26 protein-coding genes are annotated in these 23415 nt (G+C 51.8%); 8 read left to right on the top strand and 18 right to left on the bottom strand.

Annotated features, from left to right (window positions below; all coding sequences use genetic code 11):
* Positions 1 to 8 precede the first annotated feature (8 nt).
* From truA to AB1I49_RS06915, 9 genes are all read right to left on the bottom strand, one after another.
* Entirely contained in the window at positions 9 to 773 is a 765-nt protein-coding gene (gene truA, locus AB1I49_RS06875) for a tRNA pseudouridine(38-40) synthase TruA (protein WP_316619883.1), read from the bottom strand.
* Complete coding sequence (locus AB1I49_RS06880) at positions 743 to 1555, bottom strand: energy-coupling factor transporter transmembrane component T family protein (RefSeq protein WP_201426679.1); 813 nt, start codon at positions 1553 to 1555, stop codon at positions 743 to 745. The genes truA and AB1I49_RS06880 overlap by 31 nt, the downstream gene beginning before the upstream one ends.
* Complete coding sequence (locus tag AB1I49_RS06885) at positions 1549 to 2418, bottom strand: energy-coupling factor transporter ATPase (protein ID WP_201426678.1); 870 nt, start codon at positions 2416 to 2418, stop codon at positions 1549 to 1551. Before AB1I49_RS06885 ends, AB1I49_RS06880 begins: the two co-directional genes overlap by 7 nt.
* On the bottom strand, positions 2415 to 3257 hold the full coding sequence (locus AB1I49_RS06890) for an energy-coupling factor transporter ATPase (protein WP_201426677.1): 843 nt from the start codon (positions 3255 to 3257) through the stop codon (positions 2415 to 2417). Before AB1I49_RS06890 ends, AB1I49_RS06885 begins: the two co-directional genes overlap by 4 nt.
* A 1-nt stretch (position 3258) precedes the next feature.
* Positions 3259 to 4122: a class I SAM-dependent methyltransferase gene (locus AB1I49_RS06895; protein ID WP_407720518.1), complete on the bottom strand. Its 864-nt coding sequence runs from the start codon at positions 4120 to 4122 to the stop codon at positions 3259 to 3261.
* 9 nt (positions 4123 to 4131) lie between these two features.
* Positions 4132 to 5217: a Holliday junction branch migration DNA helicase RuvB gene (gene ruvB, locus AB1I49_RS06900; protein ID WP_316618134.1), complete on the bottom strand. Its 1086-nt coding sequence runs from the start codon at positions 5215 to 5217 to the stop codon at positions 4132 to 4134.
* Positions 5218 to 5820, bottom strand: a complete 603-nt coding sequence (ruvA, locus tag AB1I49_RS06905) for a Holliday junction branch migration protein RuvA (RefSeq protein WP_407720519.1) — start codon at positions 5818 to 5820, stop codon at positions 5218 to 5220.
* 16 nt (positions 5821 to 5836) lie between these two features.
* Complete coding sequence (gene ruvC / locus AB1I49_RS06910; protein WP_407720520.1) at positions 5837 to 6352, bottom strand: crossover junction endodeoxyribonuclease RuvC; 516 nt, start codon at positions 6350 to 6352, stop codon at positions 5837 to 5839.
* An 87-nt stretch (positions 6353 to 6439) separates the two neighbouring features.
* Positions 6440 to 6784: a hypothetical protein gene (locus tag AB1I49_RS06915; protein WP_407720521.1), complete on the bottom strand. Its 345-nt coding sequence runs from the start codon at positions 6782 to 6784 to the stop codon at positions 6440 to 6442.
* Positions 6785 to 6922: 138 nt separating this feature from the next.
* Here AB1I49_RS06915 and AB1I49_RS06920 point away from each other — a divergent pair, with 138 nt between their 5' ends.
* Together AB1I49_RS06920 and AB1I49_RS06925 are read left to right on the top strand one after the other, a co-directional pair.
* Positions 6923 to 7930, top strand: a complete 1008-nt coding sequence (locus tag AB1I49_RS06920) for a DUF2804 family protein (protein WP_407720522.1) — start codon at positions 6923 to 6925, stop codon at positions 7928 to 7930.
* Between the two features lie 70 nt (positions 7931 to 8000).
* Positions 8001 to 8438: an RrF2 family transcriptional regulator gene (locus AB1I49_RS06925; protein ID WP_316612934.1), complete on the top strand. Its 438-nt coding sequence runs from the start codon at positions 8001 to 8003 to the stop codon at positions 8436 to 8438.
* A 43-nt stretch (positions 8439 to 8481) separates the two neighbouring features.
* Here the strand turns inward: AB1I49_RS06925 and AB1I49_RS06930 are convergent, their stop codons facing one another.
* A complete protein-coding gene (locus AB1I49_RS06930) occupies positions 8482 to 8973 on the bottom strand; it encodes a hypothetical protein (RefSeq protein ID WP_316609588.1) in 492 nt (163 codons plus the stop codon).
* 166 nt (positions 8974 to 9139) lie between these two features.
* On the opposite strand from AB1I49_RS06930, the gene AB1I49_RS06935 reads away from it, so the two are divergent.
* From AB1I49_RS06935 to AB1I49_RS06955, 5 genes are read left to right on the top strand one after another with little or no spacing between them, the layout of a single operon-like run.
* Positions 9140 to 10756, top strand: a complete 1617-nt coding sequence (locus AB1I49_RS06935) for a DUF1653 domain-containing protein (protein WP_407720523.1) — start codon at positions 9140 to 9142, stop codon at positions 10754 to 10756.
* The gene (locus AB1I49_RS06940; protein WP_407720524.1) at positions 10753 to 11118 is read left to right on the top strand and encodes a NusG domain II-containing protein; all 366 of its coding nucleotides are present in this window, start codon (positions 10753 to 10755) and stop codon (positions 11116 to 11118) included. Before AB1I49_RS06935 ends, AB1I49_RS06940 begins: the two co-directional genes overlap by 4 nt.
* 3 nt (positions 11119 to 11121) lie before the next feature.
* On the top strand, positions 11122 to 11619 hold the full coding sequence (locus tag AB1I49_RS06945; protein ID WP_407720525.1) for a Gx transporter family protein: 498 nt from the start codon (positions 11122 to 11124) through the stop codon (positions 11617 to 11619).
* A 51-nt stretch (positions 11620 to 11670) separates the two neighbouring features.
* Positions 11671 to 12090, top strand: a complete 420-nt coding sequence (locus AB1I49_RS06950; protein WP_316609583.1) for a hypothetical protein — start codon at positions 11671 to 11673, stop codon at positions 12088 to 12090.
* A gap of 2 nt (positions 12091 to 12092) precedes the next feature.
* Positions 12093 to 13436, top strand: coding sequence for a peptidoglycan-binding protein (locus tag AB1I49_RS06955; RefSeq protein ID WP_407720526.1), 1344 nt, complete (start codon positions 12093 to 12095; stop codon positions 13434 to 13436).
* Positions 13437 to 13475: 39 nt separating this feature from the next.
* Here AB1I49_RS06955 and AB1I49_RS06960 read toward each other — a convergent pair whose 3' ends face one another.
* Together AB1I49_RS06960 and AB1I49_RS06965 are read right to left on the bottom strand one after the other, a co-directional pair.
* Positions 13476 to 15698 carry an SF1B family DNA helicase RecD2 gene (locus AB1I49_RS06960; RefSeq protein ID WP_407720527.1) on the bottom strand — a complete coding sequence of 741 codons (2223 nt, stop codon included), beginning with the start codon at positions 15696 to 15698 and terminating at the stop codon, positions 13476 to 13478.
* A gap of 4 nt (positions 15699 to 15702) precedes the next feature.
* The gene (locus AB1I49_RS06965; RefSeq protein WP_316609579.1) at positions 15703 to 16032 is read right to left on the bottom strand and encodes a hypothetical protein; all 330 of its coding nucleotides are present in this window, start codon (positions 16030 to 16032) and stop codon (positions 15703 to 15705) included.
* 100 nt (positions 16033 to 16132) lie between these two features.
* Between AB1I49_RS06965 and AB1I49_RS06970 the strand changes: the two genes are divergently transcribed.
* Complete coding sequence (locus AB1I49_RS06970; protein WP_316609577.1) at positions 16133 to 16327, top strand: DUF1540 domain-containing protein; 195 nt, start codon at positions 16133 to 16135, stop codon at positions 16325 to 16327.
* Positions 16328 to 16361: 34 nt separating this feature from the next.
* On the opposite strand, the gene hslO is transcribed toward AB1I49_RS06970, so the two are convergent.
* From hslO to AB1I49_RS07000, 6 genes are all read right to left on the bottom strand, one after another.
* Entirely contained in the window at positions 16362 to 17246 is an 885-nt protein-coding gene (gene hslO / locus AB1I49_RS06975) for an Hsp33 family molecular chaperone HslO (protein WP_407720528.1), read from the bottom strand.
* Positions 17247 to 17249: 3 nt separating this feature from the next.
* Positions 17250 to 17984 carry a class I SAM-dependent DNA methyltransferase gene (locus AB1I49_RS06980; RefSeq protein WP_407720529.1) on the bottom strand — a complete coding sequence of 245 codons (735 nt, stop codon included), beginning with the start codon at positions 17982 to 17984 and terminating at the stop codon, positions 17250 to 17252.
* Positions 17981 to 18277 (bottom strand): YerC/YecD family TrpR-related protein, encoded by a 297-nt coding sequence (locus tag AB1I49_RS06985; RefSeq protein ID WP_316609572.1) that lies wholly within the window; start codon positions 18275 to 18277, stop codon positions 17981 to 17983. The genes AB1I49_RS06980 and AB1I49_RS06985 overlap by 4 nt, the downstream gene beginning before the upstream one ends.
* Positions 18278 to 18422: 145 nt before the next feature.
* On the bottom strand, positions 18423 to 21041 hold the full coding sequence (locus AB1I49_RS06990; protein WP_407720530.1) for an Ig-like domain-containing protein: 2619 nt from the start codon (positions 21039 to 21041) through the stop codon (positions 18423 to 18425).
* Positions 21042 to 21330: 289 nt separating this feature from the next.
* Entirely contained in the window at positions 21331 to 22035 is a 705-nt protein-coding gene (locus AB1I49_RS06995; protein ID WP_201428849.1) for a hypothetical protein, read from the bottom strand.
* Position 22036: 1 nt separating this feature from the next.
* Positions 22037 to 23362: a MurT ligase domain-containing protein gene (locus tag AB1I49_RS07000; RefSeq protein ID WP_316618394.1), complete on the bottom strand. Its 1326-nt coding sequence runs from the start codon at positions 23360 to 23362 to the stop codon at positions 22037 to 22039.
* Between the last annotated feature and the right edge of the window lie 53 nt (positions 23363 to 23415).

Here is a 23415-nt window from a genome sequence, read left to right on the forward strand (position 1 = left end):
AACTCCTGTCAATAATTGACTTTATTCAAATACAGTCCGCATGCCTGAGCGGTAGGCCCCGCGCAGGAGCGGCTGCGGCTTTCGATAATTTCGGGAATCTGATTGGGACGGAACTTTCCCTGCGCAACACGCAAAAGCGTTCCGACCATTATCCTGACCATGTTATAGAGGAAGCCGTCGGCTTCTACTTTCATGATAACCATATCGCCCTCGCGCGTAACAGAGAACGCCTTGACCGTTCTTGCCAAATCGCCCTGCTCGCGGTTGTCGAGGGTGCAGAACGAGGTAAAATCGTGCTTACCGACATACGCCTGAGCCGCATCGTTCAGCAGCTTTTCGTCGAGCGGATATCGGTAATGAAGCGCGTAACCCTCCAGAAACGGAGATCGAACCTCGCTGTTCCATATCTTGTAGATGTATTCTTTGCTCTTGCAGCTGTAGCGCGCGTGAAAGTCGGGTCCGACCTCGCGGCAGTCATTTACTGCTACACTGAGCGGAAGCCAGCGGTTAAGCGCCGCCTTTAGCCGCTCCGGCGGAATCGGGTGGGTAGTCTTGAGGCTGATGCAGTACATATTCGCGTGTACGCCCGTGTCGGTGCGGCTGCAGCCTTTTAGGTCAAAGCCCTCGCCGATTATCTTCGTAAGCGCGGTCTGAAAAGCCTCCTGAACCGTATATGCGTTCTGCTGAATCTGCCAGCCGTGGAACTGCCTGCCGTCGTATGAAATTGTGAGAAGCAGATTTCTTAAATCACGCTCGTCAGGAATATGTTGCATACAATCACTCCGCCGATCAAGGCTGCTGTTGTTATCATCGATATTATATCTCTCGCGCTCATGCGCAGGATTTTCATTCGCGTGCGTCCGCTTCCGCCGCGGTAACAGCGGCACTCCATTGCGGTCGCGATGTCATACGCGCGTCTGAATGCCGAAACAAAAAGCGGTATCAGAATCGGAATCAGCGCCTTTACGCGCTTGAAGAATCCGCCCGACTCCAGATCGGCGCCTCTCGCCTTCTGAGCCTGCATGATTTTGTCGGTTTCTTCGAGCAGAGTCGGCACAAACCGAAGCGCAAGCGACATCATCATCGCGATTTCGTGAACGGGAAAATGTATTGCCGTCAGCGGCTTCATCAACCTCTCCATCGCGTCGGTGAGCTCTGTCGGCGAGGTGGTAAAGGTCAGGCAGGAGCTTGCCAGAATCAGGCAGATTATCCGCACTGTGACAAACGCCGCGCGGTGGATGCCGTTCCACGTTACGCGCAGAATCCACCACTGCCATATCGGTTCACCCGAGCCGTAAAAGAGATTGAGCACCGAGGTTATCAGCACCACGAACAAAATCACTTTCAGACTCTTGAAGTAGAATTTCGGCGATACGCCGCTCGCCGCTATCATAAAAATCGTGAAGGCGGCGATAAGACCGAGGGAAGCGTAATTGAAGGTGAAGAAAATCAACACCACAAACGCTATAAAACAGACAAGCTTCGCGCGCGGGTCGAGCCTGTGCATAAGACTTTTTCCCGGGAAATACTGTCCGAAGGCTACGTCTCTTACCATATCTTACCCTCCTTTTTGAGAATCGAGGAGAGTACCTCGAGCGCTTCGTCAACGGTGAGAACTCCGTCGGGCACATCGGTGCCGCGCTCTCTGAGCGTCTGCATAATCCGGGTGATCTGCGGTACCTTAAGACCGATTTTACGCAGATCATCACCCTTTGCAAACACGCTTTTTGTCTTGTCAAAATCGTGCAGCGTGCCGTGATTCAGAACCATGATCCTATCCGCTACACGCGCGATATCCTCCATGCTGTGTGAAACAAGCAGTACGGTCACACCGCGCTCCTTGTGGTAATTTACAATCTGACTGAGCAGAATCTCTCTGCCCATCGGGTCAAGGCCTGCGGTGGGCTCGTCGAGAATCAGAACCTCGGGCTCCATCGCCATCACACCGGCGATTGCAGCACGGCGCTTCTCACCGCCCGATAAATCAAACGGCGACTTGTCAAGCAATTCTTCCTTAAGTCCCGTAAATTCAGCAGCTCTGCGAACGGCTTTGTCCAGAGCGTCGCCCTCAAGACCCTTATTCTTCGCTCCGAAGGCGATATCCTTGTAAACCGTGTCCTCAAAAAGCTGGTACTCGGGATACTGGAACACCATGCCGACGCGGAAACGGATCTCGCGGATTTTCTTAGGCTCTGTCCAGATATCCCTGCCGTCGAGCAGAACCTGTCCGCTTGTGGGCTTCATCAAACCGTTGAGCATCTGCACAAGGGTGGATTTTCCCGAGCCCGTGTGGCCGATGATACCGATGAATTCTCCCTTTTCGATAGTTGCGCTGAGGTTGTCCACCGCTTTTTTTTCAAAAGGAGTTCCCTGACCGTAGACAAAGCTCAGGTTTTTCAGCTCGAGAATGTGACTCATTTCATCACCTCCAGGAGCATTTGCGCGCACTCCTCCTCGTCGAGTGGAATGCGGTCTATTTTAACGCCGCAGCCCTTTAAGCGGAACGCGAGCTCCGCCGCCTGCGGCACGTCAAGTCTGTGTTTTTTGAGCAGCTCAACCTGCGAGAATACCTCCCCGGGCGTCCCCTGTGTGAGCACCTTTCCGCTGTCCATAACGACAACTCTGTCGGCAGATACCGCCTCGTCCATGTAGTGCGTAATCAGCACGACCGTTATACCCATTTCCTTATTCAGGCGGATAAGGGTCGACATGACCTCTTCCCTGCCGCTCGGGTCGAGCATCGCGGTCGGCTCGTCAAGCACGATGCACTGAGGCTGAATCGCCAGAATACCCGCGATCGCTATGCGCTGCTTCTGTCCGCCCGAAAGCTTATACGGCGCGTGCAGACGGTACTCGTACATACCGACAGCTTTGAGCGCCTTGTCGACTCTCTCGCGGATTTCCTTTGGCGGGACTCCGAGATTTTCAGGGCCGAAGGCTACGTCCTCCTCGACGATGCTCGCTACGAGCTGGTTGTCGGGATTCTGGAGCACCAGTCCGACCTTCTCGCGGATCTCCCATGTTTTGTTCTCGTCGGCAGTGTCATCTCCTTCGACATACACCTTGCCGCTGTCCGGCAATAGCATTGCGTTGAGATGCTTGGCAAGGGTTGACTTGCCGCAGCCGTTGTGTCCTATGACAGCCACAAACTCACCCTGTTCAACGGTGAGCGATACGCCGTCCACGGCGTTCTTGACGGGCTGACCGTCCTCGACGCTGTCATACGAGAAGAACACGTTTTCGATTGATATGAACATATTATTTCTCCCAGATAGCGGTTGAACCGCACGGTAATACGAGTCCCGTGTCGGTCACCCTTAGTCCGATTTCGTCGCTTGAAACGCAGCCGCCGAAGCTCTGCTGAAGCTGTACGCCGAGGAGATATTCCATTACGGCGGGCGACAGTCCTGTGGTATAGGAATTCAGAATGAAAAATACGGGGTTGTTGCTGAGCACCTGACGGCACAAATCGACAAGCGGGAAAAGCTGTTCCTCGAGCTTCCAGACCTCGCCTCCCGGACCTCTGCCGTAGGACGGCGGATCCATTATGATGCCGTCGTAGCGGTTACCGCGGCGGATTTCACGCTGCACAAACTTTACGCAGTCGTCAACAAGCCAGCGGACAGGCAAATCGGCAATCGAGCTCGACTGGGCGTTTTCCCTAGCCCACTGCACCATACCCTTTGATGCGTCGACATGGCAAACCATCGCTCCCGCATTCATGCAGGCCAAGGTTGCGCAGCCGGTATAGCCAAAGAGGTTAAGCACCTTGAGCGGTCTGTTTTCATTCCTGATTTTTTCGGCGGCATAATCCCAGTTCACCGCCTGCTCGGGAAATACTCCCGTATGCTTGAAGCCCATGGGCTTTATATTGAAAACAAGCTGATTGTATCGGATAGTCCAGCGGTCGGGCACCTTGCGATAGGTTTCCCAGTGCCCGCCGCCCTTATTCGAGCGGTAATAGCGCGCGTGAGCGTTTCTCCAGAGAGGGTTCTTTCTGCCCGTAGACCAGATGATCTGAGGGTCGGGACGGATAAGAATGATATCTCCCCAGCGCTCAAGCCGCTCGCCGTCCGAAGTATCAATAAGCTCGTAGTCCTTCCAGTGTTCGGATAATCGCATAAATTCTCCTTAATTGTTGTTATCGAACAGATTCGGCTGCGTGGCAGCACCCTGCACGGCTCCCTTCGGGAAGTCATAACCGAGATGTCGGCAGCCCTCCGCCGTTATACAGCGGCCTCGCGGTGTGCGGCTCAAAAAACCGATTTGCATGAGGTACGGCTCGTAGACGTCCTCAATCGTGACCGCCTCCTCACCGATTGCGGCGGCAAGGGTTTCGAGTCCCACGGGACCACCGTTGTAGAAACGGATAATCGCTTCGAGCATTCGCCTGTCGTTCTGGTCAAGGCCGAGCTCGTCGATTTCGAGCCTGTCAAGTGCAGTTCTGGCGGTGTCAAGAGTGATAACGCCGTCGGACATCACCTGAGCGAAGTCGCGGACTCGCTTGAGCATTCTGTTGGCGATTCGCGGTGTGCCGCGTGAACGGGAAGCGATTTCGATCGCGCCCTCGTAGTCGGTCTTTATTCCCAAAATGCCTGCGCTGCGCATGATGATTTTCGCAAGCTCCTCGGGTGTGTATAGTTCAAGCCTGAGCAGCACGCCGAATCGGTCGCGCAGAGGCGCCGTGAGCTGTCCCGCGCGTGTCGTCGCACCGACTAATGTAAAACGCGGAAGCGGCAGATGATATGACGCCGCCATCTGACCCTTGCCCGTGATAATGTCAATCGCGAAGTCCTCCATCGAGGGGTACAGAACCTCCTCAACCGCGCGGCTCAGACGGTGAATCTCGTCTATAAACAGCACGTCACCCTCGTTGAGGTTGGTAAGCAGAGCCGCAAGGTCGCCCGGCTTCTCAATTGCGGGGCCGGAGGTGATACGGATATTTACTCCCAGCTCGTTCGCGATAATGCCCGCGAGCGTGGTCTTGCCCAGTCCCGGAGGGCCGTAGAGGAGAACGTGGTCGAGGGTTTCGTGGCGAATCTTTGCCGCCTCGATGTAAACGCGCAGATTCTCCTTCGCCTTCTCCTGTCCGATGTACTCGTCGAGGTTCTTCGGCCGCAGAGGATTGTCGCCCTCTGCGCTCTCCTCGGGAAGCTCCGTCGGCTCCATTATTCTGTTTTCAAAATCGAAATCATCAGAAAAATGCGTGTTGCTCATTTACTGTCTTCCCATCTGTCTTAACGTCATGGCTATCAGCTGCTCCACAGGGAGCGAGCTGTCTAAGGTCGCGAGTACAGGCGATACGTCGGCGGGTGTGTAGCCCAGAACTCCGAGAGCCTCAATCGCCTTAGGCGCGTTGCCCGAAACCGCTGCAGCAGCTTCTCCCGATACTGCAGAAAAGCCAGAATCGGAAACCGCAGCCTTCGCGAGCTTGTCCTTTAACTCAAGGATAATTCGCTGGGCGATTTTCTTGCCGATACCCGGCGCGCGTGTTATTGTCTTTACGTCGTCCGTTGCAATCGCCATGGCAACCTGCTCCGGACTTAGCTGCGAGAGAATCGCAAGACCCGCCTTAGGACCTACGCCGCTGACGCTGATAAGCGTCTTGAAGGTCTCAAGCTCGGTAGCGGTCGCGAAGCCGAACAGCTCCATTGCGTCCTCGCGGACATTTAAATATGTATAGAGCGTGACCTCTGTTCCGATTTTTATCTGCTTTAATGTATTGATAGTCGTCTGGCAATTATATCCGACGCCCGCGCACTCGACAACGGCGCTTGAGGTCGTGGTGTGAATCAGCTTTCCTCTGACTGAATATATCATGTTTATCTTCCTTGTATTATTGGTAGTGCGTTCCGCGCTGATACATAGCCCTTCTCAGCTCAGAGCCTGCCGCCTGCGCGTGGCAAACCGCTATCGCTAGCGCGTCTGCAGTATCGTCGGGCTTTGGCATTTCGGAAAGGTTCAGCAATCGGCGCGTCATTTCCATTACCTGCGGCTTCTGAGCCTTTCCGTAGCCTGTGACTGCGGTCTTGACCTGAAGCGGAGTGTACTCAAAAATCGGGATTTTCAGCTTCTGCGCCGCGAGCAGCGTTACGCCTCTCGCCTGAGCCACCTTTATCGCGGTCTTTTGGTTGGTCTGGAAATAAAGCCGCTCAATCGAAAGCGCGTCGGGACGGCAGCGGCTCAGAATCGAATACAGCTCATCGTAGATATACTCGAGCCGCGCGTTAAAGTCGGTATGCGCCTCGGTTTCCACAGAACCGTAGCCGATTGCGCGGTATTTGTTGGACTGAAAGCTGATCGCTCCCCAGCCGACAATCGCGTACCCCGGGTCTATTCCGAAAACAACCAAAATATTACCTCCGATAAAATGGCATAATGAAACATAATAAATTACATTCCAATATATTATACCACAAAGGATTGTGTTTCGCAATATTTATTTCTCTTTTTCGAGGGTAATTGTACCGTCCCCGTAGGTGAGGTCAAGCTGGTCACCCTTTGGCAGATATTCAAATCCGTAGTTGAGCGAAAGCGACGGTATAAAAATGACAATATTGCTGTCGTCTATAACGCATTTTCCCGAAATCTCAATCCTCTCTCCTGCGCTGTCGACGGTAAGCGCGGCGCTGTCACCGTCAAAGCTCAGCCTTACCTCCGCCCCGCCGTCAAGGGTTTTGCTCCACGAATAATTGCACAGCTCGTCTACGCTGCCCGAGGTGCTTTGGGTACAGCCGCAGAGAAATATCGCGCAAAACAAAATAATAAACAAAATTTTTTTCAATTATTTCACTCCCGTCTGTACAAACTATTCTTGGGAAATGTTTCTTATTACAGTTTTGTTAATATTCTTGAAAAGCAAAATATAGTTTGATATATTCTAAGGGAATCATTGATTCAAGTAAGATTTGGAGTGATGAAATTGCAGCGTGAGATTCTTGAGCCCTGCAATATTTTTGAAGAAAACGGAAGCGTGATGCAGGCAGGCTGGTCAAGAACGCCTGTCTTTATCAGAAACGACGAACAAGGCAGGTCTGTCGCAAAGCACTGTGAACGTGAAATCTGCTTTGTAAATAACGGCGAAGTATCGCTTTACTTCGCTGTTGAGAACTACGTGAAGGAATTCAACATAAAAATCGCCGTGGCGGACTTGAAGCACGGCGGCGTTATCTGCGATAATATCAACAAGAAGCTGCGCTTTTCAAAGGTTGAGCTTCCGTCGGACGACACAAACGGAGAATTCACCTTCGATGACAAGGGAATTACTCTTAAGCTGACAAACACAATCGACGGGAAGTTCATCAGGTGCGCGTACAGGGAATTCGGCGGCTTTGATGATTTTTACTGCAATATATTTCTGAAAAAGAATATTGAAGAGAGTCTTAGCGAACTCGCGCCGTTTGAACGCAACCGCAAATACTACTACTTCAAAAGATTTATGCCCTGCTACACCGCACAGGGCGCGATAAAGCTCGGCGGGATTGAATATTCCTTAAAAGAAAATACCGCCCGTGCCTATATCGACAAGACGAGGTACTTCAAGCCCCGCGAGCACCAGTATCAGCGCCTCTCGGCGGACTGCATGCTCGGCGGCAAGCGGTTTTCGCTCAACCTCGCGAGCCGCGTCGGCGACAACCGTTACGGAAACGAAAACTGCTTCTTCTACGACGGCAAACTCGAAAAGCTCTCGCAGATCACCGTCAAGGGCACGCCGAACCGCAACGACAGACCGTATTACTACAAGGGCGGAATGTCGGCGCTCGATATCATGTTCAAACCGTTCACCGTCAGAGGCGAAGCTATGGCGGCAAAGCTCGGAAACACCACCGTGATTTTCGGAAGGCTGTACGGCACTATCAACCGAATAGACTACGACAAGCCGCTCGAGCTCGATAATGCGCAAGCCCATATGATTTTTTCGGAATTTTAAAACAAATCTTGCAAAATCAAATTCTATATGGTATAATACACTCAAAACTTAGTAATTTGGTGGGATTAATATGAAGATTTCGACAAAAGGACGTTACGCGCTGCGGCTTCTGCTCGATCTGGCCGAGCATAAAAATGACGGCTACATTGCCCTCAAAGACATTGCAAACCGTCAGAATGTTTCAAAGAAATACCTTGAACAGATTATTCCTATTCTCAACCGCTCGGATATTCTCAGCGCGAACCGCGGCTACCAGGGCGGATATAAGCTCGCTAAGGAGCCTAACCAGTACAAAATCGGCGATATTCTCAAGCTGACCGAGGGCAGCATCGCGCCTGTCGCCTGTCTTGACCACGACCCTATCGAGTGTGAGCGCGCTGCCGACTGCATTACTCTTCCGCTGTGGAAGGGCTTGTACAAGGTTATTGACGACTATCTCAGCAGCATCACCCTTCAGGATCTGCTCGACAATCAGCGCGAGCTGTACATCAACAATTACGTTATTTAAAATGCCGACGGCGGTTCACAGAACGAACCGCCGTTATTTTTTATTATTTTTGGATATCAGCAGCTTTCTCCGCATCTGAAGGAGCCGAGAAACGCGCGAAGATCGAGAAAACCGTGAGAAAGCTGGTCAAGATATAGAGGAGCAGCGCGAGCATCGAGCCGAGCGAAATCAGATTGATAGTAACGATTGTCAGGATCGATACTACGCCGAGCAGACAGCAGAGAATTGAAACGATGTTTTTCATGTTGCTCTTTCTGTCCAGCACACAGAAGAAAAAGCCGACGATAGGGATTACCAGAAAGATGAAATTCAGAGGAATCATCGTGTTGATAGCGGAATATTCAGACGACGGCAAACCGATGTCGTTGCCCGCGCCGAGTGCGCTGAGCATATCGAAAACAGAGTTTGAATATATTTTGCCGTCCATGCTGTACTGATAATACGGCAATGAACAGAGCACGATTTCAAGCAGATAGAACACCCACATGGCGGTTCTCAGTCGTTTACGGGTTTTATTTTCGGGAATTTTATTCATATTGTCCTCCAAATCACAAATTTTTACAATAGTTATTGTATCACAAAACTTTAATTTGCACAATAGGTAATTTTGTGATATAATATAAATCCGATTATTCCATAACCCTGTTTTCGGTTGTGTTTTAATAATCCATACTTTAGGCATTCACAAAGGAGACCCCATCATGAGTTACATCAACGAAAGCATTATCTACAACATCTATCCTCTCGGTTTTTGCGGCGCGCCGCGTGACAACGACCACCAGCTCAATTACCGTCTTGATAAAATATACGACTGTATCGACCACTTCAAGCGTCTCGGCATCAACGCGCTTGTTTTTAACCCTCTCTTTGAAAGCTCCCACCACGGCTACGACACCATCGACTACAGAATGGTTGACAAACGCCTCGGCGACAACGAGTCCTTCAAGAAAATCTGCGATACCCTTCACGCCAACGGAATCAGAGTTATCCTCGACGGCGTATTTAACCACGTAGGCAGAGAGTTCTTCGCCTTCAACGACGTTCAGCAGAAAAAGTGGGATTCACGCTACTGCGGCTGGTTCCAGAACCTTAACTTTGACGGAAGAAGCTGCTACGGCGATCCCTTCTGGTACGAGGGCTGGGCAGGTCACTACGACCTCGTAAAGCTCAATCTGCGAAACGACGAGGTTGTCAACTACCTTCTCGGCTCCGTTGAAATGTGGATCGACGAGTTCGGCATCGACGGACTGCGCCTTGACGCGGCGGACGTTATCGACCCCGAGTTCTTCAAGAAGCTCAAGAATCTCTGCAAGTCCAAGAAGCCCGATTTCTGGCTCTACGGCGAAATCACACACGGCGACTACAACAGAATCGCAAACAAGGATATGCTCGACTCCGTTACGAACTACGAGTGCTACAAGGGCATTTATTCAAGCCACAACGACCACAACTACTTTGAAATAGCGCATTCCATGAACCGTCAGTTCGCAAACGGCGGTATTTATCAGAATATCTATACCTACAACTTCGTGGACAACCACGACGTCAACCGCGTAGCGAGCGTGCTCCGCGATAAGAACCACCTCTACAATATCTACACCATGCTCTACACCATGCCCGGTGTGCCGTCAATCTACTACGGCAGCGAGTACGCCGTTGAAGGCAAGCGCACTCGCGACTCCGACTATGACCTTCGTCCCTGTCTCGACCTCAACAACGTGCCCAACGCAAACTATCAGCTCTGCGACCACATCATCAAGCTCGGCAAGGTAAGACTGGCTCTCGAGGCTCTCAAATACGGAAAGTTCGAGAACGTCAACATCATGAACGAAAAGCTCGTTTACAAGCGTTACACCGACAACCAGACCGTGTTTGTGCTCTTCAACCTCACCGACCACGACGAAAGAGTCGGCTTTGACTCGCGCTGCAACGCAAAGCTCACAGACGTGCTCAACGGCAATCAGGTATTTGACTGCAACGGCTGGTGCGAGCTTCCCGTTCCCGCGTACTCGACGAGAATCCTTGTTGTCAACGACGGCAGCTTCACAGTAAACCTCGACAGCGAAAACGTCTGCGCTCCCGTTAAGAACGAAGCACCGGAAAAGGCTGAGGAAGAAGTCACCGTCGGCGCGCGTTACCGCCACTTCAAGGGCAATGAATACGAGATAACAGGCTTTGCTAAGCACAGCGAATCAGGCGACAGGCTGGTGATCTACAAGTCGCTCTCAGACGGCGAGGTCTGGGCAAGACCTTACAATATGTTTGTTGAGACTATCTGGGATAACGGCAGACAGATCAAACGCTTCGAGAAAATATGAAAATCAAGGTTCTGATTGCGGCAGCCGCGCTGATTTTCGTAATCGGCATTGCCTGCAGTATATTTGTGCTGTGCTCCCCCTCAAAAAGCATAGTCAATATCGTCCGCGACGGAGAAGTGCTGTACTCCTTTGACTTATCAAAAGAGGAAAACCGCAGCTTTGTCATCGAATACGGCGACAGCAGCAACACCGTCGAGATAAAGGACGGCAAAATCCGCGTGTCAGAGGCTGAATGCCCCGACAAAACCTGCGTGCGCACGGGCTGGCTCAGTTTCTCTGCAATGCCTATCGTGTGCCTGCCCAATCACCTGATCATTGAATTCGCGGACGAAAACAGCGAAATTGACGCGCTGGCGGAGTAATTTATGAAACCGAAACGACTGGCTGAGCTCGCTGTGCTGACGGCGGTATCGCTGATTATCTTCATCATCGAGCTTCAGATACCAAACCCCTTCCCTATTCCCGGCGTTAAGCTCGGGCTCGCGAACATCATAACCGTCTACGCCGTGTACCACTACAAAGCATATGAAACCGCGATGATCGTCGCGGTGCGGCTGATACTCGGCGCGTTTTTCAGCGGGAACGTCTCCGCGCTGATTTACAGCGCGGCAGGAAGCACGCTGTGCCTTATCGGAATGCTGCTGTTGCGAAACGTGATTGATGAACGGCACATCTGGCTCTCAAGCGTATTCGGCGCTGTTCTCCACAACACAGGTCAGATGGCGGCGGCAATTCTTGTCACTCAGACCGTCGGACTTATTGCCTACTATCCTTTTTTGCTCGTATCGGGCTGTCTAGCGGGTCTGTTCACGGGACTGTGCGCGCAGCTTTTGATTCCCAGAATCCGCAAAATAAAAAAATAATAATCAATACTCTCCTTTCATCATATTATAGAGCGATGAAAGGAGATTTTTATGCCTGTGAACAATCAGAAAATCAGCGGCGAAACGCCGTTCAAGCCCGAGTACGACGAATTTATTAACGAATACCGCGGCAGAGGATCGCTTAAGGTTCAGACCAGCGTGGCGCGCGAGGCTTTCCCGATAAAAAACGCCTTTGTGGACGTGGCGCTCATCTACAAGGGCAAGAGGTACTCAATATACAACGACGTGACGGACAATTCGGGAATTGTCGACGAGATCGTCCTGCCGTCGCGGCTGACAGCGGCGACTCAGACGCCTGAATCTGCCGCTTTGGGTGAGCCGGAGTACCTTATCTCGGTATTCCACCCGGGGTTCGAGGAAATAATCGACGCACCCGTGGTTATCCACGACAGGGTCGAAACAATACTTCCGCTGAGCCTGAACCCCTGCAACGGACAGACGGAGGACTGAGTATGGCGACTACTCCCGTTATTCCCACCAATATTACGGTTCATCTGGGACGACCGAACTCCAATGCCGAGAACGTCACTGTTCCGTTTACCGACTACATCAAGAACGTCGCCTCGAGCGAGATTTACCCGACTTGGCCTGAAGCGGCAATCCGCGCGAATATCCTCGCTCAGATATCATTTGCACTCAACCGCGTATACACAGAGTTTTACCGCAGCCGCGGCTACGACTTTGACATCACGAACACAACCGCGTTCGATCAGGCGTACACAAAGGACGGCGAGGTGTACGAGAATATCAGCCGCATTACGGACGAGATCTTCAACAACTACCTCGTACGCACAGGCAGCGTTGAGCCGCTGTTCGCGCAGTTCTGCGACGGCTACAACACAACCTGCCCCGGACTGTCGCAATGGGGTACCGTCACCCTCGCTAACAACGGCATGAGTCCGCTCGAGATCCTTCAATTCTACTTTGGCGACAACGTGAGCATCGTGTTCAATGCGCCTATCAGCGACAACACTCAGTCATACCCCGGTGTAGCACTCAGGAAGGGCAGCTTCGGCGACGATGTGGTAATAATCAAGCGCGAGCTCAACCGTATTGCCCAGAACTACCCCGCTATCCCGAAAATTAAATTTATCAACGGAGTCTATGACCTCGAGACTGAGAATGCGGTCAAAAAGTTCCAGGAGATTTTTAACCTCGACGCTGACGGGATCGTCGGCAAGGCGACGTGGTACAAGATAAAACAGATTTTTGCGAGCGTCAAGCAGCTTTCAGACCTCACGAGCGAAGGACTGACTATCTCTGAAATCTCGCGACGCTATACCCGCGAGCTGCGTCCCGGAAGTCAGGGTCTGGACGTTGAGGCGCTTCAATACTACCTCGCGTTCATCGGTTACTTCTATCCGTACCTGCCGCCGATTCCTATTACGGGTTACTTCGGCGAAATGACGCGCGACGCGGTGTTCGCGTTCCAGAGCTACTACGGACTTCCTATTACGGGAGTCGTCGACGGAAACGTGTTCGCAAAGGTCGAGCAGGTGTACCGCGACGCGGTCGCGGAGCTTCCGGCGAATTACCAGAGCGCAATCGGCGAGCCGTACCCGGGACGTTTCCTTACCGAAGGTGACCGCGGCGAGAGCGTGAGGATCATTCAGGGTTACCTCAACAAAATCGGGCAGAATGTGCCCGAAATCCCCGCAATTGATGTTGACGGAATCTTCGGCCCGCTCACAAAGGGTGCGGTAATCGCACTTCAGCAGTACCTCGGCATTGAGGAAACAGGCGCGATAGGCCCTGTGGAATGGGCTGAAATCATCACACTAGGAAATAATCTTTAAAATGCAGACGGCTCAGAGCAATCTCCCTGAGCCGTATTCTTATTTGTTGCTGTAAATGCTGTCGTCTCTTTTCAGAAAATAACGCAGTCCGCTGTAGCGCTTCGTCTGGCGGTTGTTGTTGACCATCATTTCAACCGTGTAGGGATTGCCCACGAGAATAAGCCTTTCCTTCGCGCGTGTAACAGCGGTATAGAGCAGGTTGCGGTAATATAACCTGCTCGGTCCCGGAAAAACGGGAATGATCACACAGTCGAACTCGTTTCCCTGGCTCTTATGGACAGTCACGGCATATGCAAACTCGAGCTCTGACGCATTCTCGTAGCTGAGCGCCGCGATTTTGTCAAAAAAGCGTATCCTGAACAGCTTGTTTTTGCGGTCGATCGAGAGGATAACGCCGATATCGCCGTTAAAGACTCCCTCACCCGTCTCTCCATCATCACGCTCCCAGCGTATGTCGTAATTATTCTTGGTCTGCATAACCTTGTCGCCGACGCGGAAGGTCTTGCCGCCGACAGTCGCCTCATCCTTGCCGCCCATCTTCGGATTGAGGGCATCCTGCAATTTTAGGTTAAGCTCCGCAGTTCCGAGCTCGCCTTTTTTTGAAGGGCAAATCACCTGAATACTATCGATCGGCGAATAGCCGTATGCCTTGGGCAGACGTGTGGTGCACAGCTCGAGAATGGTATTTGTAACATCATTTTTGTTTGCGCGCGGCATAAAGAAAAAGTCCTTGTCTGCCGAATTCAAAATCGGCATACTGCCGCCGACAATGCGGTGCGCGTTTGTTACAATCAGACTCTGCTGCGCCTGACGGAAAATTTTATTAAGGCTTACAACAGGAAGCACTCCGCTATCAACCAGGTCGCCCAGAACATTTCCCGCGCCTACGGACGGAAGCTGGTCGGAGTCACCTACCAGAATCAGCCGGCAGCCCACCGGCAAAGCGCGAAGTACGCTCTCAAAGATATTTACGTCAACCATCGACATCTCGTCGATAATCAGCGCCTCGCATTTGAGGAGGTTTTTCTCGTTTTTGCCGAAAACAGGCTTGTCCTCTCTGTCCCACGCGACCTCAAGGAGGCGGTGCAGAGTCTTTGCCTCGTTTCCCGTAAGCTCGGTCATGCGCTGCGCCGCTCTGCCCGTTGGAGCCGCAAGAAATACGCGCTGACCATTTCGCTGCAATATCTTGATAATGGCGTTCAGGGTAGTCGTCTTGCCTGTGCCCGGGCCGCCCGTCAGCACGAGAAAGCCCTCGGAAAGCGCCATTTTGATCGCGCACTTCTGCAAATCATCGTAAACGATGCCGTCAGCTTTCTCGCATAGCTCGATCGCATTATCGATTCCGCGAAGGCTCTCGGCGGGAAAGCCCTTGAGCAGCTTCAGACGTGACGATATGTAAAGCTCTGTCAGATGCATGCTCTGGCGGAAGATAAATTCACGCCCTTCAAACGATTCGGATACAAGCGAGCGGTCAAATATAAGACGCTCCATACTTTCTTCAACGCTCTGCACTTCAACCCCGAGAAAACGCGCCGCCGTGTCGGTGAGAACGTCGCGCGGAAGGCAGGTGTGTCCGTTACCCTCGTTGCGGCGCAAAATGTAAAGAATACCTGCATTTACACGGATCTCGGCATCACCGCCGAGGTTTTCACGAACAGCAATTTTATCCGCACTCTCAAAGCTGATGCCGAAGTCTCCGTCGCACAAAATATAGGGGTTTTCCTTTATCAGCCTGACAGCCATCGGCCCCAGCGCTTTGAATATCCTGATCGCCGCGGCATTTGAGATATCATACTCACCGAAGAAAAGTACAAGCTTGCGGATACCCTCGTTCGATTTGAGCTGTATAGAAAAGTCAGCCGCCTTGTCAGAGCTGATTCCGCGCAGCATGGCGACGCGCTCGGGCTCGTTCTCCATGACCTCAAGCGTATTTTCACCGAAGGCGTCAACCAGCCTTCTCGCTGTTGTCGGGCCGACACCCTTGACCGCGCCCGATGCTAGATAGCGCAGGATATCCGCGGCACCCGTGGGGCGTTCAACCTCACAGGTCTGAGCGGAAAACTGCAGACCGTAGCTCTTGTGCTCGGTGAAGCTGCCGAGCATTCTTGCTCTGTCGCCCGCAGTGATTTGCGGCATAACGCCCACGGCGGTAAATTCTTCGCCGTCGACGTCAATCTCGAGCACGGTGTAGCCGTTGTCCTCGTTGCGATATACTATTCTTTCAACGCTCCCTACAATTTGGAGCAGGTTATTTTCTTCCATAGAATTATCCAAACAGTTCGCCTTTCAATTCTTCCTTTGTCATCAGCTTCAAAAAGCCGTAGTCCCTGCATACTGTTTCACAAATTTTCCGCGTATGTTCGTCGAGGTCGCAGTCAAGACAGACCGCACAGCTGCGCCTGCCTCTGCCCCATCTTAGCTTTTCTGCGGCGCTCCTGAGTACAAACTCGGCATTGTCGCCGTCGTTTACGGGAGTAACGAGCAAAACGGAATGCTCCTCCCTGTACGAAAACAGCCGCAGCGACAGCTCCCTGACGACGGACGCTGCGCCGATTACGGCGAGCACCACCAGTATGACAGCCGAAACGACGTTCATAAAAATCACCTCGCTACAGTTTATTGATTTTTTTCAATAAGGTGCGAATAATTGAAACAAACAAGGGCACGCTAATAATACATTATAAATCGAGGTGAATATGGTGGATAACAAGTACGCGAATCAATGTATCGCCTGCACGGTGTCGAGCTGCAAGCATCACAACGACAAGAAGGATTTCTGCTCGCTCGAGAAAATCACCGTCGGCATACACGACACACGTCCCGCCGAATATCCCTGCACCGACTGCAGGAGCTTTCAGTTGAAATCCGATTACGATTTCAGTGAGTGTTAAAACACAGGGCGACCGATGGTCGCCCAAAATCTTTTTATGAGTTCTTTTCGGCAATAAGGCGTTCGAGGTCGTCGCGGGTAAAGGCATAGCGCTTGTTGCAGAACTGGCACACAGCCTCGGTTTTTCCGCTCTCGTCCGGAAGTGTGCGGATTTCCTCGTCGCTCATTGTCATGAAGTAGCGCTCGAGCTTTTCGCGCGAGCAGGAGCATACATAGTTTACGGGATTTTCGTCGAGCACCTCAACCTCAAAGCCCTGAAGAGCAGTCTTGCAGATATCGAGAATGCTCATTCCCTTTGCGAGCATTGTGGTCACCGGCTCGAGATTCTTCACGTTCTCCTCAAGCCTGTCGATCGCCTCGTCGTACGCGCCGGGCAAAAGCTGAATAAGAAGTCCGCCCGCCAGAAGAACCTCTCCGTCCTCCTTGTTGATAAGAACGCCCAACGCGCAAACCGTGGGAATCTGCTCCGATGTAGCGAAGTAGTTTGTGATATCCTCGGCAATCTCACCGCTGCACAGCTCGACCTGACCGATATAAGGGTCGCCTGTACCGTAGTCGCGCATGACGCTGAGGGTGCCGTTTTTGCCGACCGCTTTGGCAACATTGATTTTGCCGCTGTTATAGTGTTCTGTCGGGCAGTCGGGGTTTTCAACATAACCGCGAACATTGCCTCGGCTGTCGCCAACAGCGACTACAGCGCCCATCTCGCCGTCGCCTAGAACGCGGAGATTGATAAATGCGTCCTTCTGCTTGAGCATATTGCCCATCATCGAGGTAGCGCAGAGAAGTCTGCCTAGTGCCGCCGTCGCGCTGCGGCTGAGATTGTGCAGCTTCTTTGCGGTAAAAACAATATCCGACGCGTCGATAGCCGAAGCCATTATCGCGCCGTCGCTTGTAATACAGCGTATAATTTTATCCATAAATTAACCTTTCTTTCTCGCGATATAGACCGCGCGCTGTTCGTCGTCCGCGGGCGGTTCGTATGTGAAATCACCGTAGACTGCAAGAAGCTCGAAGTCCGCCTTTTCAAGCGCGTTTGTCAGCTCCAAGGCCGAATAAGCCCGCTCGCAAAACTCCTCGCTGTAGCGCTGATAGGAGCCGTCCTCCTGTTCCTCAAAGAAATCCAGAAGGATCTCGGTGAGCACGCCGTCCTCGGTGACGTTCTGCCACGCGCAGAACACTGTGTCGTTCTCGATCGTAAAGGCGTTGTTGCCGAGAACCTCGCGGTGCTTGTAAGGGGTATTGACATCAAAAATAAAAAGTCCGCCGCCGTTCATGTACCTTCCGACACGAAAAAGCGTTTCCTCAACGTCAGACAGCTCGGTCAGGTGGTTGAGGCTGTCGAGAGTACAGAAGCAGGTGTCGATATTTTCCGCAAGCTCGAGCTCACGCATATCCTGACAGATGTACAGTATGCCGTCGCCGCGCATCGCTTCGCAAAGCATATCCTCGCTTCCGTCAACACCGAAAACATCCACTCCCCGCGATTGCAGCTCACGCGTCAGCGAACCTGTGCCGCAGGCGAGGTCAAGACAAAGACCTGTTTCGTGATTGAACCGCGCACAAAGACTGAGCAGGTAATCCGCGCGTTCGGGATAGCGCGCGTCCTCCATGAGGGATTCGTAAAACCTCGCGAAATCGCTGTAGCTGTCCATCATGACTTGCCGTTCATCTTGTCGAGGACGAGAGAATAGCCGTATGTATCGTTGTCAAAAAGCGAGCGCTTGACGCGGCTGATTGTCGCGGTGGAAGCGCCTGTTTCCTTGACGATTTCGGTGTATACCTTCTTTTCGGTGAGCATTTTCGCTACTACAAGACGCTGTGACATCGCCTTGAGCTCAGCGCTTGTGCATAAATCCTCAAAAAACCGATAGCAGTCCTCCTTGGTTTCGAGGGAAAGTATCGCGTCAAACAAAAAATCCGTAGCGTCGTTTTTCAGCTTGGAATTCATAGTTGCCTCCTTGGAGTATTCCAAATATTTTCATACTCTAAAATTTTACCATATAAAAGCGTAAAAGTCAAAGCATTTTCAAAATATTTATCCCAAATATCAAACAAAAAAAGAACGGCCGGAAAAATCCAACCGTTCGAGAATTTTAACTTATGTTGATAACCTTGACCTCGCAGTTGACAGACTTGCCGTTGTGTGTGGTCGCCGTGATGATCGCGCCGCCCGTTGACTTAGCGGTCAGCTCGCCTGTTTCGCTGTTGACTTTGCAGACATTAGGGTCGCTTGACTTGTAGGTCACAGTCGACATACCGTCCTCGAGGACTGCTTCAAGCTGAGCTTTCTCGCCTGTCTTGAGAGTAACACTTGTCTTATTGAGCGATATCGACTTTGGCGGCGGGCCTACTGTGATCTCGCAGGTCGCCTTGAATCCGTTGAAGGTCGAGGCAGTTACTGTCGCCTTACCCATTGTTACAGCGAAAATATTGCCCTTCTGATCAACTCTTATAACGCTCTCATCGCTCGACGAGAAGGTGATCGCCGAAGCGGAACCCTCGGTGATTGTCGCCTTTAGCGTGAGTCTTTCGCCTGAGCCGATATTGAGCTTTTCCTTGTCGAGCTTTATCGACTTAGGCGCTTTCTTTACGATGATATTGCAGCTTGCGGGCTTTTCATTGTAGGTCTTAGCTACAACCGTAGCGGTACCGACCTTTTTGGCGGTAACCAATCCGCCGATCTTCTCCACAGACACGCTGTCGGAATTATTTGTGTAATAGTAAACCTTCTGAGCAGCCGTGCCCTCGGGAAGTGAGCTGTTCAAATCAAACTGCTCTCCCTCGCCGAGCGTGAGCATATTCTTGTTGAGCGAAATGCTGTCCGGCGCATCAAAAACCCGTACATAGCTCGACGCCGAAACTCCGTTGCCAGAAGTGACGGTGACCTCGCATGAGCCCTTGCCTACGGCGCGAATCCTGCCGTCGTACTCAACCTGAGCGACGCTCGGGTCACTTGTTGTCCACATGAAGCAGGTCTTTGCCTCGGCAGGCGACGAGGTAATTGAATAGACGTAGCTCTCGCCTATGCCCATGGTAATCTTGTTCCAGTTGAGCGAAATCGACTCAAGCTCTGCCTCAGCGCTGTAGTTTTTGCCTGAGGTGGCTTTGGCGTCCTTCGCCTCATAGACCGCCTTGTATTTGTACTCGCGGATCGTGTTTCCGCTGACGTTTGAAATCTTTGACTTGCTCATCGCGGCAACTCCGCAGTCTTTTGTGCCGCTGATATAGTTGTTCTTGACCGCCTGCGCGGAGCTTGAATTGTTGAGCTGGATCGCGTCGGCTCCCGAATTTGCCACACGGCAGTCGGAAATCGTACCTATCCACGAATCATCGGCATAGATGCCGCTGTTGAGGCTGCCCTCAATATCGCAGCCGCTGATTGTCTTGACAACGCTGTCGTCGGTCATCGCGATGCCGTGGTACTTGACCTTGTCAAACTCGTTCGCTGAACAGCGGATAAGGTTGTTGCCCATATCGACGCAGCTTGCGTCGCTGAGCTGGATACCATAGCCGCGGCAATCGATGGTATTGCCAAAAATCCTGATTCCCGTCAGGTAGTAATCGCCTTTCGGCAGCGCGCCGCTTCCGTCCTCAAAGGCGGAATACTTCTTTGAAACGACCTTGCCGATTACCGAAATGCCCGCGTACTGGTAAGGCGCGTAGATGTCCTTTACGGTGCCGCAGTTCTTGATGGTGTTGTCGGAAATCAGAATATTGCTGTCAGTCGGGCGGATATAATCCTCGGAAATATCGGTAGAGGTGCTGCCCTCGTCCGCAAGAACGCTCGCGGGATACATTCCCTGACCGCCGTCAAACATTGAGTAAATCGCGATTCCTCTGGGAGTTCCGTCGATAACGTTGCCGGAAATCTCGACATTCTTCCAGTTCATGCCCTGAATAGCGGCGCTGGTCATATCGGTAAAGGTGTTGTTGCGGATCTTCACTCCGTCAAACGGCGCGTTCAGAATCGCGGTGTGGGTGCCGATTCCTCTCGGACAGTTTGTAAAATCGCAGTTCTCGATGCGGATATTCTTCATCGTCAGCGCCTCCGAACGGCACTGTACGATATGGCCGCTCTTGAGGATATCGAGCTGGATCGCCTCGTAGCCGACCTCGTCAGCGTCCATATACTGGTCGCGGAAGGTGCATTCGAGGACATTGAACCCGTCGACGCCCGCGATTTCCATCATATGGCCGTTATGCTCATTCTGGAAGGTCACGCCCTTCATGGTGAAGTCCTTGGCGTGTGCGACCTTGATCATCGTGTTCGATGTGCCGCCGCCGTCAAAAATACCGCCCTCGATGAGGATATTGGTATGGGCATCGTACCCTGTCGCACCCGAATTCTCGCTATCGTAATCGCCCGTGCGAAGCATATTTGCAGTCGCCTCGGGGTTGCGGTTAAGGGTTACCCCTCCGAGCGAAAGAATTGTATTGCTGTATATGTGAAGCGCCCTTGTGAGGTCGTAGCTGCCCGGCTCTACCGTGACGCGGTAGATATTGTTCTCGCTCGCGCCGCATCGCGCGGTATCTAGCGCCGACTGAATGGCGCTGTAGGTGCCGTAGTCGCTGATCTGCGAGGCGCGGACAAAAAGCTCGGTTGTCTCATCTGAATCCGTGCTTGCCGACTGGGCGTTGGCGACGCCGCAGAAGCCGATTGTTACGGCGAGAGAAAGCATGACAGCCGCGGTTTTTTTGATAAAACCTCTCAAAAGCTCACCTCCAAAATTCTAAATTAAAATTCTCCAAAAGAAAGTTCCATTTTATTTTAACCGATTCGATTACAAAAGTCAACCATTTTTGTCATTTTTTCACAGAGAATTCACAGAATTTTTTTGATGATTTTTGTAGTTTCAGTTTGGTTTTCAGAAAAATTTATGTGTAATTAGTAAATCACGCTCTAAATATATTGCAATCCTGTAACATTTATCATATAAAAAAGAAAGGCACATAAATGCTGTGCCTTTCGTCGCTTTTCATGATAATGTTAATTATGCTGATTTACTGCTCCATACGCGCCTGCAGTTCCCTGACCGTCACCTCGTAACCCTTGACCGCGAGAGGATTTGGTTCCGCGTCCTTGCCCGTAATAAGCTTGTTGATATAGGTCAGAAATTCCGGATTCTTCATTAGAACCGGACCTGTGAGGTGGGTACAGAAAAGATTATTCATTCTCACGCCCTCGCCTGTGCTGTCGCTGCAGTTGCCCAGACCGAGCTTTACGGTAAACATAGGCTTGTCGATGCCCTTGATCTCGCTGCACTTGTTGATAAAACCAACAAGAGGTTGGCTGAGAAAGTCAGCTGTGAATACCGCGTCGGCGGTATTGCGGGTCTTGTTCTGCTCTGTTACGGTAAAGTCGAAAAGGCTCAGTCCCTCAAAAACATTACCGTCGCAGTCGGTTATGGTCTTTCCGAGCATCTCAAAGGCGTTGCCTGTGAGAAGCGCTGCTTTGCCGCTGTCGACATACGCCTTGAACGCGTCGCGCTTGGGCAGGAAATCCGCGAGAACAGACTTCTGACCTCGCTCGGTGCCCGAACCGATATACACAAAGTCATATTCATCAAAATTCACGTCGTCGCCATAGCTCTTTTTCACTACCTCGCAGGACTCGCCGCTCTTGATGATCATGTCGCGAACCGCGAGGACGTTGGCGTACTCGCCATAGAGATTCATGACGTCGTGGTACATATGTAAAATTTTCATATCATTCACCCTTAACACGCGCGAGGAACTTGCCCTTGTCAGAGAAGCAGGTAATCGCGTAGATATATTCCTTCCTGTCGCTGTCGAGGTAGTTCACAGCCTCGTTGATATCCTCAAAGCAGCGGATTTTTTCCGCGGGAATATCCGTGTACTCAAATCTGAGCGCGAGGTCGTTCACGTACTTGCCCGCAAGGACGATTTCACCGACATTCTCGCTCTTGAGCATATCAAAATCAATATCCCACAGCCACGAAACGTCGCTTGTGAAGTACTTTCTGCTGACCGCGTCGACGATAATCATAACGTCGCAGCCCTCCTTGTACGCCGAAGCGACGCGAAGGCTCTGGTCGTAGGAAATGCTGTTCTCGTGCTTTGAGGTGAGCAGTGTACCGCGGCGGCGGCCGAGCTCAAAGGTGATGACTCTGCCGTTCTTGAGCACATAGTCGTTCATATCCGAGGCAATCTCAGCGCCGTCAATGCCGACAATCCGCGCGACTGTGTAAGCGGAGAGAATGTTATAGATATTGTACAGGGATTTAAGCGCAAGAGTTATGCGGTACTTGCCGTCAATCATCATTTCGCCGCCGTCGAGGTCAACCGAGGTGATGGTATAATCGGTATCGTGGCGCTTATAGCCGCAGGAGGTACAGTTATAGTGACCGATGTGATTGTAATGATAGGTCGAATATGTCATCGGCTTGCGGCAGGCAGGACAATACGCGCCGTCGTTGTACGCGCTCTCGAGCGTCTCGGTATCAGATGAAAGCTTGTCCGCGCCGAACCAGATAACGTCCTCTTTGTCCTTTCCAAAAAGCGATACAAGAGGATCGTCGGCGTTGAGGATAAGCTGGGTGCCGTCGCATATACTGTCCTTGAGCGCGTCGAACACCCACTCAGGGTGGCCGTTTCGGGTCAGCTGGTCGCGGTAGAGATTAGTGATAACATAATGTGTGGGCTTGATGTACTTGAAAGTGTAGCGCGCAAAACGCTCGTCGCTCTCAATCAAGAGTATATCGCTCTTCACCTTGCCGCCCATGGTCGCGTTGCTGAGCACAAGAGTGGTAACGCCCTCGATCTGGTTGGAGCCTTCGCGGTTCCACGAGACGGATTTTCCGTTCTTGCTCAGGATATGGGCGATCATCTCAACGGTAGACGTCTTGCCGTTTGAACCCGTTACTGCGATGATGTACTCGGGAAGTGTGACCCTGCTGAGAATATCGGGACACAGCTTGAGCGCAATCTGTCCCGGGAAGCTGCTGCCCTTGCCGATGAGCTTGCCGACAAAACGAAGCAGCTTACAAACCAAAATCGTAATAAAAACCTTCATACGCGCCTCCAAATCAAAAACTAATACTTATTATAAGCCATTCACCTTGTTTT

Origin of the sequence: Ruminococcus sp. NATIVEDY160 (assembly GCF_045819885.1) — a bacterium.
Classification (GTDB): Bacteria; Bacillota; Clostridia; order Oscillospirales; family Acutalibacteraceae; genus Ruminococcoides.